The organism is Vogesella lacus (assembly GCF_979366295.1).
Genome location: NZ_CEETQT010000011.1, coordinates 1 through 16,108, shown reverse-complemented (window position 1 = coordinate 16,108; position 16,108 = coordinate 1). Strand labels below are relative to the sequence as shown.

The window sequence follows — 16,108 nt, the reverse complement described above, 5'->3', positions numbered from 1 at the left end:
ATGTCCAATCCGAACAATTTCATGACCAGCCAGGCAGGTAGCCCACTGTCACATACACTACAGCTTTTGGGCAGGCTTTACCCGCCAGCAGCAGTGATACATATAGGTGCAGGTAACGGACATGGCGAGCTGCACAGCTGGCAACAATGGGTACCACCCAATGCATTACTGATTGATGCTGAAGAAGAAAAAATGCACTGGGTGGACTCCCTGCAAGCACAACACCCGGCATGGAAAAAGATGGTCGTAACGGTTGCTGCCAATGATGGGGAAGCTAGCTATTTCTTTGCCAGTAATGATCAGGAAAGCGGCCTGATCGCAACTGATATTTTGCGGGATATCTGGCCAAACCTGAGTCAGAAAAAATCAGAAACCAGACAAGCCATAACCATCGATACCATCGTCAGACAACATCGTATCGACATACCAGATAGCTGGTTGATTATCGACTGCAATGCCGCGAATGACATTCTGGCTGGTGCCGCATCAACACTTTCCGATTGCGACGTTGTTATCTGCCGCAGCTTTGAAACAGCGACAAGCTCCCCCCTTTCACCGGAAAGCTGGCAAACCCAGGCAGCCACACTGCAAAAACATGGCTTCGCCTTTGCGGGCTTTCACACTGGAAACCACCCACAAACAGGCCATGCAGTCTTTTGCCGTAGCAAACAGCAACTGCACAAAATCGCAGAAGCAAAGCTTGAACACCTTAGGAATGACTGGAACAAACAGGAAGCCGAAAAGCAGCAACAATTCTTGACGCAGACAGCGCAACTAAGCGCGCAACAACAACAGATCAGCCGTCTCGGCCAGCAGCTAGAGCAAGCCAATCAAGCCAGCAACGAACAGCAAACGTTGACCGCTAATCTCAAGCAGCAACTGGAACAGACACAAGCTGTAAAAGAAAACCTGACCCGACTTGCCGAAGAACGCCTTCAGCAGCTAGAGCAAGCCAATCGAACCAACAACGAACTGCAAACGTTGGCCGCCAACCTCAAGCAGCAACTGGAAAAGACACAAACCGAACAAGCGGACCTTACCCGAGTTGCCGAAGAACGCCTGCAGCAACTAGAGGATGCCAATCAAGCCCGCAACGATCAGCAAACGTTGGCCGCCAATCTTAAGCAGCAACTGGAACAGACACAAGCTGAAAAAGAAAACCTGACCCTACTTGCCGAAGAACGCCTACAGCAGATAGAACTAGCCAATCAAGCCAGCAACGAACAGCAAACGTTGACCGCTAATCTCAAGCAGCAACTGGAACAGACACAAGCTGTAAAAGAAAACCTGACCCGACTTACCGAAGAACGCCTTCAGCAGCTAGAGCAAGCCAATCGAACCAACAACGAACTGCAAACGTTGGCCGCCAACCTCAAGCAGCAACTGGAAAAGACACAAACCGAACAAGCGGACCTTACCCGAGTTGCCGAAGAACGCCTGCAGCAACTAGAGGATGCCAATCAAGCCCGCAACGATCAGCAAACGTTGGCCACCAATCTTAAGCAGCAACTGGAACAGACACAAGCTGAAAAAGAAAACCTGACCCTACTTGCCGAAGAACGCCTACAGCAGATAGAACTAGCCAATCAAGCCCGCAACGATCAACAAACGTTGGCCGCTAATCTCAGGCAGCAACTGGAACAGACACAAGCTGAAAAATCGGACCTAGCAAGACTTACCGAAGAACATTTACAGCACTTGGAGAATGCCAACCAAGCTCACAACCAACAGCAAACCTTTTCTGAAGAACTTATGCAGCAGTTGGAGCAGGCACAAACCGAAAAAGAAAATTTAGTTCAATTAAACCAAGAGCTTAAAACTCTGTTACAGCAATTTCACAAAGAAAACACAGATCTTAACAGCCTGCTAAAAGACAAAGAACAATCACTTACAAGTGCTTTAAATTTAAATGCAGAAAATAAAAATAGGCTCACGACACTCAAAGAACATATAGAAAAATTACAAAATGAAAAAGACCTACTATTTATTAGCGCAAATGAAAATGAAGAAAATTCAAATATTGTAATTAAAAATATACAGCTACTACTTTCCAATGCAAACCATAAACTGCATGAACAGGAGTTAATGCTATCAGGCAACAAATCACAAGAAACTTGTAATGAAATTAAGATATCCGAATTATCATCAACAATCATTGCAATTGAAGCAGAAAAGAAAGAAATAGTCGATCGTTTTGAAATTCAGAATAAACTATTAGAAACTCTTCAACTAGCAGAGCTTGAACATATTGAAAAATTAAAATCACTTGAGATACAGCTGAATGATTTACTTGAAGAGAATTACAACCTGAAAGAGTCAATAAAAAAATTAAGTGAAACAATAGCCTCACTCAAGAAAGAGAATTCAGATAAAATTTCAGAACTTCAGAGAGATACTATAAAAATATCCGAACTTGAAAATAGCAACCAAGCATTAAAAGAATTATTAATTCTAACTGAAAATCGAAACTTTGATCTTGACAAAGAAAACTCTCTTGTAAGAGCAGAATTGAGCAAAGTTGAAATACAGATTGAGCTTATTAAAGAATTAATCGTGCAGACACCGGCAATATGAAAATTAAATATTAGAGTTATTGAAAATGAACTGGTTAAAAAAATTAATAGCTGTTTTACTTAACCGAGTGAAAAATCTGTCTCTTAAAAAAGAGATGGAGACAAAAGATTTACACTTACTAACATACTGCAGAAGGCAGTGGCAAATAGGCAATTGGGATGACCTCGTTAGCATAAATGACGAAGAAATAGCAAATCATCCTGACAAGGTTAAAATAATCTTAATCTGTGCCTACGCTAATATCCAAGTCGGTAATATAGAGAGAGCAAAAATACTAATACAGTTCGCAAAAGATTGGGGGGCAGGCTCGGAAATATTAAAAACACTATTCTGCTCAGGTGTTTATAACAGCATAGCCAATGCGCACATAATTATTGGTAATAAAGAAAAAATTAATCACTGCTATGAGCAATCAATAAGACTAACCTGCTCAACATTAGCTTCAAAAGATTTAATAAGAGAACGAATTGAATCACAAACCAGAAGGCTAAGGCTACAAAAAACAAACATTTCCCTTCCCCACTATAATGATGGTAACTTTATACATAATTTCACAGTAAAAACAAATACATTGCATTTTGAAACAATAAAAACAAGAGAAATAGTTAAAAACACAATAATACTTATAGCTACATGCAATAAGTATTCAGAAAAGGCAAATGCACAACGGGAGTCATGGCTAAAAACTGCCGAGAATAAAGGATTTCGCTATTTTTTTGTCATTGGTGATGAACATGCTGATGATGTGGGTCTTGAAGGCAACACAATTACACTTCCCGTCTCTGATGACTATGAATATTTAATACTAAAATTAATAATGGCATTTGAGTACATTTATATAAGATTTCAAGATTTCACTCACATATTTAAAATAGACGATGACTGCTGTTTAAATATATCAAATTTCTCAGAGAAAATAATACCACAGATTGCAGACACGCTCTATGCCAGTGGGGCCATTCATAAAAAAGGTGAAAAAATTAATCCAAGATGGCATTTTGGAAAATGCAAAAATCTTTCATTTGAAAAAGCTTATATAGTTGATAGGGCACCCGTGGATTATGCGAAAGGGGGCTATGGCTATTTTTTAAACAGAGAGATACTACCAATTCTATTCAGTCAAAAAAATAAAATTAGTGAAGATTTGTCTAATTTTATATACTCATACGAAGACATTAAGATATCCGAGATTTTGACATCATCAGGAATTACTCCTACCAATGTTAACGAATACTTATGTTCAAAGTCTGAAAATAATATTAATGCAAGCACTGTGTTAGTATACGACTGTAAAAATGGTGATGAGATAAAAAAATCCCACTCTAAGTTTCTTGTGTCTTCTCATTCAGACAATTTTAAAACAGTAGATTGAATAATACAAAGAGAGTACTTTAAAATGATCAAGGCAGAAAATAAATTCTTAGCCACAGCAAACTACTACTTCAGAAACAATAATATCGATGAGTCGATACGTTATTATAAGCTTGCTTGGAACAACTATCCGCAGATTAGAAAAATAATATGTTATTCACTAGAAAATCTCGTAAGAAAAAACTCAGCGCATAAATTTAATAATGAACAATTAGCTTTTCTGAATGAGTCAATACATTACACTACCGATCAAAAAAATGAAATCACTGGAGCACTGGATAAGATTATAATTGATAAAAAAGTACACATTAGAAAAATTATAGAATCTTTATGCATTGATTCCATTTACGTTGTTAATTTAAAAAGAAGACCAGACCGATTAATTCGTCAGCTACGGGAATTTAATAAGTATGGAATCCAAGTAAATGTAATTGAAGCTGACGATGCAATATCATCTGCAGAAGCAAAGCAAAACCATAGCAATTTCCAGACAAAGAACCTAAGGGAGTGCCGATCTGCTAGACATATACCAGATGAAGTATTACAAAGATATAAAAAACAGTTAGGTCCAGCTGTTTTTTCATACTTAATATCTCAGAGAAAGATTTTTACTGATAGTAAGAAGAATGAGTTAAAACGAGTTTTAGTTTTTGATGATGATGTTTTCGTCACTAATAATCTAAAAGAAATCGCAGATAACTTTAGAGCTCCGCCAAATTTTAAAATTTTTATGCTCGGAAGCTCAGAATATCTACCGAGGGATTCTGATAAATTTAAATCTAGGATATGCGATGAATATCCATTTCTTTATCACCCAGAACCAGGATATACCTGTGGTAGTTTTGCTGTTGTATACGACTTTTCTGTCTTTGATTTAGTTTTAGAAGCGATAGAGGAAGCCGCTGGTCCCTATGACAACGTTGCTCTCGGCAGTATTTTTAGAGACTTTCCCTCAGAATGTTATTCTGCAGTTGAATCAATTTTCATCCCAGATGTAGGAGAAAGTGATATCCGAGAAAGTAAACGTGCGCAAGAGAGTCATAGCAAACTGATGAATTGGGATTTCATAAGATATAAAGATTTTAATGAGGAATTTAGAGTCTCCGTAATAACAAATAACACCGAATCATTAACCAATATTAGAAATTTAAGATCACATCTCGGTTCCAATATATCATTATCAATTTTTTACCCATCAGTAGATGGCCTGCGCCCTATAATTCCTGGTCATCATATAAATACTAGTCAAATTCATATGGACCTAAATTTTGAAAAGTACAGTAATAATATAAATAATTATCTTAACCATAGTGAGATTTCCAACCATGATGCAATATTAATACACACATCGAAAACTATAATAACTGAGGATTATATTTTATCTTCAATAACAAATGGCATATCCAATATTAATTATACAAACACCAACAATCATATTACCAATGTGGAATTATTCTTTCTAGAAAAACGTGAATGGTGCCCACAAAAAGATCACTCCATAATTATCCCAACATATAGAGATATTAGCTCGACTTGGCCATCTATTTTATCAGCGATAAATCAAGAAGATGTTGATCATGAGGTAATTATTGTTTGCGACAACCCGCATCATTCTAGTTCATACGATGGAATTTGGCAGAAAATCAACGAAGCAATTGCTACGAACCAGATAAAAATTAGCCCAAAAGATGTTAAAATTATTAAGCATAGTAAAAATAGAAATGGATCTTCTGCAAGAAATACAGGTTTACTTGCATCCAAAGGACGGTATATAACCTTCCTAGATGATGATGATGTTTTTTTTCCAGATAGACTTATTTCCGTTGAGGAAATACTTGAACGCAGCACTGACAATGTTGGCGCATGTTACTGTGGTTATATCGGGAATTGGAATGGCAAAAAAGATAAAACTAGATTCAAAAATGGAAATTTGCAAGATTTAATATTTAAACTGAATTATTCCCAGCATTACATTCACACCAATACTGTGACATATAAAAGAAGTGTGTTTGGAAGATTAGCCGGATTTAATGAATCTTATACTCGTCATCAAGATATTGAATTTATGTGTCGGTTCTTCGAAAACTTCGACATCGTCTCAATTGAGAAATATCTAGTTCACAACAGGCCAAACCATGTCGTAGAAACTTTCAAACCGAATTTTGATAGAATCCTAGAGATTAAACTACATTTCCTATCAGATTTCAAAGAAAAATTAAAAAAATATCCTTCTGAATTATTAGAACAAATCATTGAGGCACACGCAAATGACATTTTAAAGCACAATAAAGACAATACTGAAACTCTAACCAATGCATGCAAGTCCATGCTTCGCACAGTTATTAATACGGTATAAATTATGAACATCACAATTTTTGGTACTAGCCGCATCCATAGACCATTCGCTAAGTTTTTCAATGGAGAGATAATAACAAGAACAAATAAAGATATTAGTATAAAATTCCCTAAAATTGGATATTTTCATACAATCCATGAGATAAGTCAGATTATTAATTTCCTTAATGACCCCAGCTCCATTCCTCAAGATTACTGGAAATACATATTCAGGAAAGAGCCCGTTAAAACCACTCCCCTTAATGAGTTCGACAAAAACCTTGAGTTGAGTATTTCAGATGGTGTTCCATATACACCTGCTATTAAAATTAACGATATTGATGTATTTGTAATAGGAATTTCCAACCTAACTACTCACTCAATTAATAATATATATTTACATACAAATCCAAATTTAGAGATAAATGTTCCGTACTCTACGATATACCCGGATGGTTTCTACAGCAAATATATGCCAACCCTTAATGTAGTTCGGAACAATACATGTGCAGATGATTTTATTTCTCAGCTAAAACTATTAAAAGAAAAACTTCATAGCTGTCGTATATTTTTAATTGGTCATCTAAGATCTTCCAAATACCCTGATAAAAATAGAGATGAAATTCATGATTTATTATGTACATCATGTGCCAGTCTAAATCTAAACTATATTGATACATCCCCCTTTTTAGATAGTTATGGATGGGCTAATAATATTGATGGAACAATAGACAAACATCACTTATCACATGAGGGAGAAACCGCGCTGGGAGATTATATTCAACAACTAATACTCGATAATAAATAATGAATTTTGCATTCGTAGTTAGTGACACAACGTTAGACTCCTCTGCAGGTGACTATTTCACTGCCTTGGAGTTTTCCATATCACTCAAAAAAAGATACTACTGCAATATCAATTTTTTATCTGCAAAAGCAGAACAGCTTGATCTTTCAAATATTGACATCGTGTTCGTTATGCTGCATGATTTTAATATAAAAAAATTTACCAATTGCAAAACTTCACTAGTAAAAATTGCTTGGGCTAGAAATTGGTTTGAAGCATGGTCGTCGTTACCATATATAAAGGATTTTGACTTACACTTTGCATCTTCAACTTTAGCATGCCGGTATATGAGTTTAAAGATCGGAAAAGTTGTTCATCTTTTGCGCATTGCTACAAACTCAGATCGATTTAATAATAAAAACCACCTAAAAAATCCTGAATGGGACTTTGTCTTCACTGGGAGTAATTGGGGGGCGCATCGAGAAATCATAAAACACTTACCAGAACTTGGACAAAAGTTTAACGGTGCCGTATATGGAAAGAACTGGGAATTTCAACCTGAAGTAAAACAAGTATTTAAAGGATTGGCTAACTACGAGTTGGTAAATACTTTATATTATAACAGTACTATTGCTATTGATGATGCTAATCATGTTACAAAAAAATGGGGTGCTGCCAATAGCCGAGTTTTTGATGCAATATCCTCTGGATGTTTAGTTATTACGAATTCATCAAGCGTTTCCCACGAAATTTTCCATGGGTTATTACCAGTTTACAGCGATGCTAAGTCATTGCTTGACTTAATTGATTTCTACTTAAAAACCCCAGATGCTAGAAATGAATTACTCAAAAATCTTATTCATATCGTCAGAAGTAAACATTTATACAAACATCGGGCAATTGAATTATCCACATATGCACCATGCCTCAGAGAGGTTAAGATATAATGCGTAAATTTTAAATTTAACTTCCGTATGCTGTAACAATCCGCAAAAAATCTCAAGTCATAATCCACTCTGGAGCATGTGATGAATCCCCCCGGTGTCAGGATAGTTGTCGTGTCTTCTGTTCGAGTGAGTGATGATCCGGGGGTGAGAAAGAAGAAAGGAATGGCTCGTTACTCATCCGAGCGCAAGGCCGCGTTGCTGAAGAAGATATTGCCGCTACGCAACCTGTCAGTGGCAGAACTAGCCCGGCAGGAGGGAATCACGGAACAGACTCTGTACGATTAGCACAAGCAAGAGCAAGCTAAAGCAGAAGGGGCCGCTGTGCCAGGAGACAAGAAGTTACCCGATGACTGGCCTGCCGAAGACAAGATCGCTCTTGTGGTACAAACCGCGACGCTGTCCGAGATCGAGCTGAACGAATACTGCCGCAGCAAGGGCTTGTATCCGGAACAAGTCAAAGCTTGGCTGCAAGCGTACATTGCCGGCCAGCAGTCCAGTCTCGAACTGAAACTGGCCAAGCAGACGCAGGCGTGGGTGTAATGACCCACTAAAAACCTGCACAGGTCATAATTCACACAGGAGCACGTGATGAATATGACCATGGAAGACGATATCAAACGCTGGACCGCCAAGCGCGAAGCCGCGCTGGTGATGGAGATCATTCAAGGCAAGAGCACGGTGGCGGAAGCCTCTCGCACCTTCGACCAGGCCCCCTCCGAGATCGAAACCTGGGTCGATAAGGCCAAGCGCGGCATGTAGAATGCCCTGCGTGCCAAGCCGATGGACATCCGCGAGCAATACGAAAAACAGCTCAAAGAACTGCAGGAAGCCTACGGTGAAGCCATGCTGGAGCTGCGCGCCCGAAAAAAGCTGCAGTCTCTGCTGGGCGAGGACGACAAGTAGTCCACCTCGTCCGGCAGGGACTGGCAGACGACGGCATCCAGGTGCCTATCAGCAAGCTGTGCCGCTGGTTCGACGTGCCGCGTCGCACGCTGTACTACCGTCCGCAAAAGGCTGCGCCCAAGCTGCAGCCGCAGCTGCTCGAGCCCATTAAAGAGATGATTGAGGAGAACCCTTCATTTGGCTACCGCACCGTAGCAGGCCTACTGGGCATGAACAAAAACACCGTGCAGCGCATCTTCCAGCTCAAAGGCTGGCAGGTGAAGAAGCGGCCGGTGGGCTTCCGCCCTCGCGTGCAAGCCCTGCCATCGGTAGCGGCAGAGCCGAACCAACGCTGGGCCACCGACCTGTGCCGCATCTGGGCCGGTAAGGATGGTTGGTGCCATTTGGCGTTGGTGATCGACTGCTGCACCCGTGAACTGCTGGGCTGGCATCTGTCACGCAGTGGCAAGTCCAAGACGGCCGAGTCGGCGCTGGAGCACGCGCTGATCAACCGCTTTGGCTGCCTGGGTCGAGTGCCTCAACGCTTCCTGCTGCGCAGCGACAACGGCTTGGTGTTCACCAGCCGCAGCTACACCGCGCTGGTGAAAAGCTACGGTTTGCAGCAGGAATTCATCACGCCGTACACACCGGAGCAGAACGGCATGGTGGAGCGGGTGATTCGTACATTGAAAGAGCAGTGCGCGCATCGGCACCGCTTTGAAAGCCTGGCGCACGCCAGCCGGGTGATTGCAGACTGGATCGGGTTCTACAACCACCGGCGCCCGCATCAGGCTTTGGGGATGAAAACGCCTGCAATGGCGTATCAATTAGCAGCCTGACCTGTGCAGAAAGGGCTGGGTCATTACATAAAAAATTGGCCGGGGAAAATTGATCAGCCATCGAGTGATGATATTAATCAGTCTGTAGAATTAGGTTTGTCAAGTCTAACTATTTTTGGCGTGAAAAAATATGGGAAAAAAGCAATCGAACTAATATCAGAACTTCCTGAGCTAAGAGATATATATCGACTTCAATATGCATTACGATGCTGGAATGATGGAATGCCAAAAACAAAAAATGCTATTTTACACTTAAATAAAATAATTGAAACCCTATTTCTATCCGGTCTTCTGTCTGAATAATTTATAAAAATTACATACGCGACGCCGACTGAAAATACTTTTAACTTTGGTGCACCTCTATCCGGTTGCAAAAAATAATAACATTCATCATTACAAACTAACCATTCAAGATTATGGTGACAATTTAAGAAAGCAAATCAAAGATTTATAATTTAATATTTTAAATATTTATTTAGAAACCAACCTCATGAATATTTTATTTATCCATCAAAGCTTCCCGGGCCAATTCTCCCATTTAGCCACTGCATTATCTAGCTTGGGACACGATGTCCGTGCCTTAACCATGTGGCCTGATAGCCCTAAAACTGGCAGTGTGCAGTTGATCCACCATCGGGTGCAGTCAGATGAGCTTGCAGCCCTGTCAGCTCTGCCGCCTAACCTCTACAGAATGAACATGATGGTGTTGTCAGGCAAGTCTGTTACTCGCGAAATCAGGAAATTGAAAGAAAGTGGCTGGATTCCTGATGCCGTTATCGCGCACTCGGGTTGGGGCGAGGCTTATTTCATCAAGGATGAGTTACCGGATACCCCGCTGGGTGTTTTTGCAGAATTTTTCTACCATGCCTCCGGTTACGATACAAACTTTGACCCCGAGTTTGTCTTTAGTGATCAGGGCTTGATTGCCGCTGAATTGAGTCAGAAAAACGTCCATCTGCTACAGGCACTTTATGCAGCAGATGCTGTGATTTGCCCGACCCGATTCCAGAAGCAGGTTCAGCCGGCCGAGTTCCAACACAAGATTTCGGTTATTCATGAGGGTATCGAAACCTATAATCTGCGCCCGAATCCTAATGCTAGTATTTCGCTGCCAGATGCCGGGGTCAGCTTCAAGGCCGGCGATGAGGTGATCACCTTTGTTTCACGTGGTCTTGAGCTGGTCCGTGGCTTTCATACTTTCATGCGAGCGCTGCCTGAAATCATGGCGCAGCGGCCGAACGCGCGTGTGATTATTGTAGGGGACGATAAAACCCACTATGGCATGCAGCCACCGCCAGGTCATACTTGGCGTGGCCTGATGACGATGGAGCTACAGGATAAGCTGGATTTTTCTCGCATTCATTTCGTCGGCAAAGTATCACGTCCTGTGTTGAACGCCATTCTGCAGATTTCGGCGGCGCATGTTTATCTGACTTATCCTTTTGTTCTGTCCTGGTCGCTACTTGAGGCAATGGGTATTGGATGCCCAATTATTGCATCGAAGACGCCGCCTGTTGAAGAAGTAATTGAAGATGGTAAACACGGTATTCTGGTAGATTACTTTGATCAGGCCGCGCTGGTAAGTTCTGTTGTTAGCGTGTTGGCAAACCCTGCGGCCTATACTGGAATGCGCCAAGCTGCACGCGATAAAATCTGTAAAGAGTACGACCTGTTGAATAAGTGTCTACCGGCGCATATTGAATGGGTAAAAAATCTGGCCGCAGGCAATGCCACCGAGCAAGCCTCAGCGAAAAAAGAACAGAGCACGCAAAGTGCGATATCACCAAATCCACTTACGGCACGTACACATCACGGCAAAGCGAAACGACGAAGATGATAAACTGGATGCTCGGAAAGGGCTTTCCAGATTGCTGACAAAGCCTCCAACCACGTGGAGGCTTTGTTTTTTTAGTGTAAATCTCGGCCTGCTCCGTCGTTCTGCAAAGCATACACCTCCCCTTGCCAGAACGTGGACTTCACTCAGGAGCAGGTAATCTGAAATATAAAGGCTATGTGTTCAACACCGCATGGCCATCGCTCAGGCATCATTGCCAAACAAGTCACGGGTGTATACCTTGCTTTCCACATCAGCCAACTCAGCGACGCGGCGATTGGCTACTATCACATCAGCCTGCAGCTTGAAAGCGGCTAGATCACGCACGACAAGGGAGCCGAAGAAACGGTCTTCTTGCAGGACCGGCTCGTAGACGATGACCTCGACACCTTTAGCCTTGAGGCGTTTCATTATCCCCTGAATGCTGCTTGCCCGGAAATTGTCGCTGCCAGCCTTCATGATCAGGCGGTGAACACCAACCACATTTGGCTTACGCCGCAGGATATCCTCTGCCACAAAATCCTTACGTGTGCGATTGGCCTCTACAATCGCCCCAATCAGGCTTTGCGGAACATCCTGATAGTTGGCCAATAGCTGCTTGGTATCCTTGGGCAAGCAGTAACCACCGTAGCCAAAGGACGGGTTGTTGTAATGCTGCCCAATGCGCGGATCTAGCCCTACCCCTTCTATGATCTGCCGGCTATCCAGTCCATGCACGGCCGCGTAACTGTCCAACTCGTTAAAATAGGCAACTCGCATGGCCAGATACGTGTTGGCGAACAGCTTGATAGCCTCTGCCTCGCTACTGTCCGTCAGCAATACCGGTACATCCTGCCGGAGCGCACCGGCCTTCAGCAACGCGGCAAAACGCGCCGCCCGCTCGCTGCGTTCACCCACTACGATACGCGAAGGGAACAGGTTATCGTGCAAGGCCTTTCCTTCTCGCAAAAATTCTGGCGAGAAAAGCAGGTTTTCACAACCCAGTTCGCGCTTGAGGCGCTCGGTAAAGCCCACCGGCACCGTCGACTTAATCACCATCACCGCCTCGGGATTGATCGCCATCACATCACGAACCACAGACTCGATCGAGCGGGTATTGAAATGGTTAGTCTGCGGGTCGTAATCCGTCGGGGTGGCAATCACCACAAAATCAGCCCCCTGATAAGCTGCATATTTATCCAGCGTCGCTTTCAAGTTGAGCGGCTTGTGGGTCAGATAGTCTTGGATCTCTGCGTCCACGATAGGTGAAAGTCTGTCGTTGATCATTTGGACCTTGACCGGATCAATGTCCAGCGCCATAACTTGGTGGTGTTGCGCGAACAGGACTGCGTTGGAAATCCCCACATAACCGGAGCCGGCAACTACAATCTTCATGAAATAATCCTTAGTGATTAATAAAAAAATACCCAATGCGAGATGTAACGCTCACGAGTTGCTGTAGCCAGGATCCTGAAATTAGACCCTACTACTTAAATACTTAAATGCACCCACCCATCCTGTGCGTCTATTCAGAACCCCATTCAGATTGTAAATCTGTAAGCGCCCAGCCCACCCACCTGCCCAAATGAGTCAGCCTCTGTTCATGGGCTTGAGCGGCAGCAGCTCATCGATGCGGCTACTCGGCCAAGCCGGCAGTTTTTCGAGGGTGTCTTTGAGCCAGGCCGCCGGTTCCAGTCCATTGAGCCTGGCGGTAGCCAGCAGGCTTTGAAGCACGGCTGCCCGCCGCCCGGCACGTTCGCTGCCGGCAAACAGCCAGTTCTTCTTTCCGACGGCGATCGGGCGGATGGCGTTCTCGACCACGTTGTTGTCGATCGGCAGATGGCCGGTCTCGGCATAGCCGGCAAAGGCCGACCAACGGCGCAGCACATAGTCGATGGCCTTTGCCAGTCCGCTGCCGTTGGCCACGGTCGGGCGTAGTCCGACCAGCCAGTCATGCAGGACCTGCAGCTCCGGCAGGCTGCGCTCGGCGCGCAAGACTTGTCGCTGTGCGATACCCAGATCCTTGCCCGCTGCCTCGATGGCGTACAGCTGACCGATGCGCTGCAGCGCCTCTGCAGCTACCGGATGGTTGCCTGCCGCCTGCAGTTCGAAGAAGTGACGCCGCGCATGCGCCCAGCAACCTTGCTCCAGCACGCCTTGCTTGAAGAGTTCTTTATAACCGTCGTAGTCGTCGACCATCAAATGGCCACGCCACTGCGCCAGGAAGTCGCGAGCGTGTTTGCCACTGCGGCTGATTTGGTAATCGAACACCACCATCGGTGGACCACCATCCAGGTCGTTACTGCGGTACGCCCACAGATACGCCCGTTTGGTCTTGCCTTTGCCCGGATCGAGCTGTTGCACCGGGATTTCATCGGCATGCAGGCTATGCCGCTCGCGCAGCTCGTCGGCCAGCCGGTTCGCCAGTGGCTGTAGCGCCACGCCGAGCCGGCCGATCCATTCGCTCAGCGTGCTGCGCGCCAGCGGCACCTGCTGCCGTGCCGCAATCTGTTCGATCCGGTATAACGGCAAATGATCCAGATACTTGCTGATCGCCACCCAGGCAAGCAGACCCGGCGCCGCCAGGCCGCCATCGATGACCGCGGGTGCCACCGGTGCGGCGTGCACAGTCTCGCACGAGCGGCAGGCGTATTGCGGACGGAGGTGACGAATAACGAAGAAGCGCGCCGGTTCGATATCCAGCTGTTCGCTGATGTCCTCGCCGCTCTTGGTACCGAAGCGGAGGCGCTTGAGATGGGCAAGCTCGAGCACCAGTTTCTGGTTCTTGAGTTCGAGCGATTGAATCTGCTGCCGGAGCTGTCGCACCATGTCCTGTACCCCGGCGACGAGCGTCGGGTCGGTATTCAGGCGAGCCAGTTCAGCGAGCAAATCCATTGCCGCATTATACCATTGACCTAAGGTTGAAAGCCTTGTCTACCAAGGGTTTCGAGTGCATCACACCTTCCAGTGCGCCGGTGGTCGGGCATGCAGTCGTTGCCAGTCGACACCGGCCACCAACCATTGCCATTCTTCCTGGCTGATCCGATGGATGGCGTCGCCAGGAGCTGGCCAGCGAAAGCGTCCAGTGTGCAGACGGCGCTGACAGAGCCAGACGCCGGTGCCGTCCCAGACCAGCAGCTTCAGGCGAGTACGATCCTGATTGGTAAAAGCGTAGGCAGTGCCATCACACGGTGAGCGCCCGAGCCACTGCTGCACATGCTGTGACAGCCGCTCGGCACCCCAGCGCATGTCCAGCGGTTCGACGGCAAGAAACACCTGCCTGGGCCGGATCATGGCAAGCACTCCCGCAGCCATCGGGCACAGGCCTCTGCCTGCGAAGCCGGCCAGGTGACATGTAGCCAGGTATCGCTACGCCGTAACTCGAGGCGAATGGGCTCGGCGGGCGGCGGGGTGGGCAGCGGCGGCGCAGCCTGTAGCGGGTGTTGGGGCCGCTGCGTAACCGGGTACGTCTTGCCGGATTCGTCAGCTTGGCCGGGGAATGCAACAGGATCAGATACGAGTAGCGGGACCAATGCGATTTGATGCGCTGACTGAGCCGGCGCGCTGTCGATACGGGCGGCGTCCGGTTCGACAGACGCGGTCGCGGACCGCTGTTGGAGGCGGATCCAGCGACGCACCAGATTGGGGCTGATCTGATTGGCCAGCGCGACGGCCGTGGTTGAAACGCGAGGCTGCAGACACGCCGCAACGATCTCGGCCTTGAATGCTGCGGTGTAACGACGGCGACGACGTCCCGCCTCGGGAAGGAGTAAAGTATCCATGTGTCCACCAAGGGGATAAGTGGACACGATGCTCCCAAGAATATTAAGACTGTTCAGTGCAGCCGATCTTGGAGAGATCGAAACGATTGAGGCACACTGGGATTCGTACTGATCCTTGGCGTCAAAGACCATGCGTACGGCGCGCTCGCGGACTTCCGGAGAAAACTTGGTGGATTTGCTCATGGCTCCATTCTCTCAAGTGAGGGGGCCTCCGCGAAACCCGAGGCGGTTCAAATCGACAACCCTATCATATCTGGGTGGGTCAGATTTGAAATATCGATTTAAGGAATAATGGGGAAGATTTCGGCCGTTGTTGACAGCGCCGGCCAAGCCTGTAGTGGTCTAATAAATCCGGACGCCAACATAGGTGGTAACGTTACCGCCTTCAAGTAGAGGTGTTCATGACTCGTCGCAGCATCAGTCCAGAATTCAAGCACGAAGCCGCTAGCCTCGTCGTTCAGCAAAATTACACTGTCAAGCAAGCCTGTCAGGCACTCGGCGTCAGTGAAACCGCCATGCGACGCTGGGTACGGCAGTTGCAGCAAGAAAAACAAGGCATCACACCAAGCAGCAAAGCGCTTACCCCGGAGCAGCAACGTATCCAGGAACTTGAAGCCCGCATCCAGCGGCTGGAAACGGAAAAGGCCATCCTAAAAATGTATGGTCTGCCCCGATTCTGCAAACAGTTTTTGTACATGACAGAAGAACGTTTTGCGTCAATGTATTCGGCCTACGATTGGAAGCAGTACTTCCGGCCTTGATGGAATCCGCGCGCTCCT

The 16,108-nt window shown here is 45.5% G+C and carries 13 protein-coding genes and 3 pseudogenes; 12 read left to right on the top strand and 4 right to left on the bottom strand.

The genetic code is table 11. The features are described 5' to 3' along the window. The 11 genes and pseudogenes from ACZ9W6_RS14475 (at position 1) to ACZ9W6_RS14425 (ending at position 11,571) form a co-directional block, all read left to right on the top strand. Positions 1-2,574 carry a coiled-coil domain-containing protein gene (locus tag ACZ9W6_RS14475; protein WP_465191873.1) on the top strand — a complete coding sequence of 858 codons (2,574 nt, stop codon included), beginning with the start codon at positions 1-3 and terminating at the stop codon, positions 2,572-2,574. A 25-nt stretch (positions 2,575-2,599) separates the two neighbouring features. Beyond that, positions 2,600-3,946, top strand: coding sequence for a glycosyltransferase family protein (locus ACZ9W6_RS14470; RefSeq protein WP_465191872.1), 1,347 nt, complete (start codon positions 2,600-2,602; stop codon positions 3,944-3,946). A gap of 24 nt (positions 3,947-3,970) precedes the next feature. After that, positions 3,971-6,301 (top strand): glycosyltransferase, encoded by a 2,331-nt coding sequence (locus tag ACZ9W6_RS14465; RefSeq protein ID WP_465191871.1) that lies wholly within the window; start codon positions 3,971-3,973, stop codon positions 6,299-6,301. Positions 6,302-6,304: 3 nt separating this feature from the next. Further along, complete coding sequence (locus ACZ9W6_RS14460; RefSeq protein ID WP_465191870.1) at positions 6,305-7,087, top strand: hypothetical protein; 783 nt, start codon at positions 6,305-6,307, stop codon at positions 7,085-7,087. Further along, entirely contained in the window at positions 7,087-8,013 is a 927-nt protein-coding gene (locus tag ACZ9W6_RS14455; RefSeq protein ID WP_465191869.1) for a glycosyltransferase family protein, read from the top strand. Before ACZ9W6_RS14460 ends, ACZ9W6_RS14455 begins: the two co-directional genes overlap by 1 nt. 162 nt (positions 8,014-8,175) lie before the next feature. Next, positions 8,176-8,544 (top strand): annotated as a pseudogene (locus ACZ9W6_RS14450) (IS3 family transposase); the annotation flags it as partial. A gap of 57 nt (positions 8,545-8,601) precedes the next feature. After that, the gene (locus ACZ9W6_RS14445) at positions 8,602-8,772 is read left to right on the top strand and encodes a DUF1153 domain-containing protein (protein ID WP_465191868.1); all 171 of its coding nucleotides are present in this window, start codon (positions 8,602-8,604) and stop codon (positions 8,770-8,772) included. Positions 8,773-8,793: 21 nt separating this feature from the next. After that, positions 8,794-8,916 carry a hypothetical protein gene (locus ACZ9W6_RS14440; protein WP_276607770.1) on the top strand — a complete coding sequence of 41 codons (123 nt, stop codon included), beginning with the start codon at positions 8,794-8,796 and terminating at the stop codon, positions 8,914-8,916. A gap of 41 nt (positions 8,917-8,957) precedes the next feature. Beyond that, on the top strand, positions 8,958-9,734 hold the full coding sequence (locus ACZ9W6_RS14435; protein WP_465191867.1) for an IS3 family transposase: 777 nt from the start codon (positions 8,958-8,960) through the stop codon (positions 9,732-9,734). Between the two features lie 3 nt (positions 9,735-9,737). Continuing rightward, positions 9,738-10,037, top strand: coding sequence for a hypothetical protein (locus tag ACZ9W6_RS14430; RefSeq protein ID WP_465191866.1), 300 nt, complete (start codon positions 9,738-9,740; stop codon positions 10,035-10,037). 187 nt (positions 10,038-10,224) lie between these two features. Beyond that, positions 10,225-11,571 carry a glycosyltransferase gene (locus ACZ9W6_RS14425; RefSeq protein WP_465191865.1) on the top strand — a complete coding sequence of 449 codons (1,347 nt, stop codon included), beginning with the start codon at positions 10,225-10,227 and terminating at the stop codon, positions 11,569-11,571. Positions 11,572-11,772: 201 nt separating this feature from the next. Here ACZ9W6_RS14425 and ACZ9W6_RS14420 read toward each other — a convergent pair whose 3' ends face one another. The 4 genes and pseudogenes from ACZ9W6_RS14420 to ACZ9W6_RS14405 form a co-directional block, all read right to left on the bottom strand. Then, positions 11,773-12,942, bottom strand: coding sequence for a nucleotide sugar dehydrogenase (locus tag ACZ9W6_RS14420; RefSeq protein WP_465191864.1), 1,170 nt, complete (start codon positions 12,940-12,942; stop codon positions 11,773-11,775). 195 nt (positions 12,943-13,137) lie between these two features. Next, positions 13,138-14,277 (bottom strand): annotated as a pseudogene (tnpC, locus tag ACZ9W6_RS14415) (IS66 family transposase); the annotation flags it as partial. A 225-nt stretch (positions 14,278-14,502) separates the two neighbouring features. Further along, positions 14,503-14,841, bottom strand: a complete 339-nt coding sequence (tnpB, locus tag ACZ9W6_RS14410) for an IS66 family insertion sequence element accessory protein TnpB (protein WP_465191863.1) — start codon at positions 14,839-14,841, stop codon at positions 14,503-14,505. Beyond that, positions 14,838-15,329, bottom strand: a complete 492-nt coding sequence (locus ACZ9W6_RS14405) for a transposase (protein WP_465192018.1) — start codon at positions 15,327-15,329, stop codon at positions 14,838-14,840. Before ACZ9W6_RS14405 ends, tnpB begins: the two co-directional genes overlap by 4 nt. Positions 15,330-15,730: 401 nt before the next feature. Between ACZ9W6_RS14405 and ACZ9W6_RS14400 the strand changes: the two are divergent. Then, positions 15,731-15,985, top strand: a pseudogene (locus tag ACZ9W6_RS14400) (transposase); the annotation flags it as partial. Between the last annotated feature and the right edge of the window lie 123 nt (positions 15,986-16,108).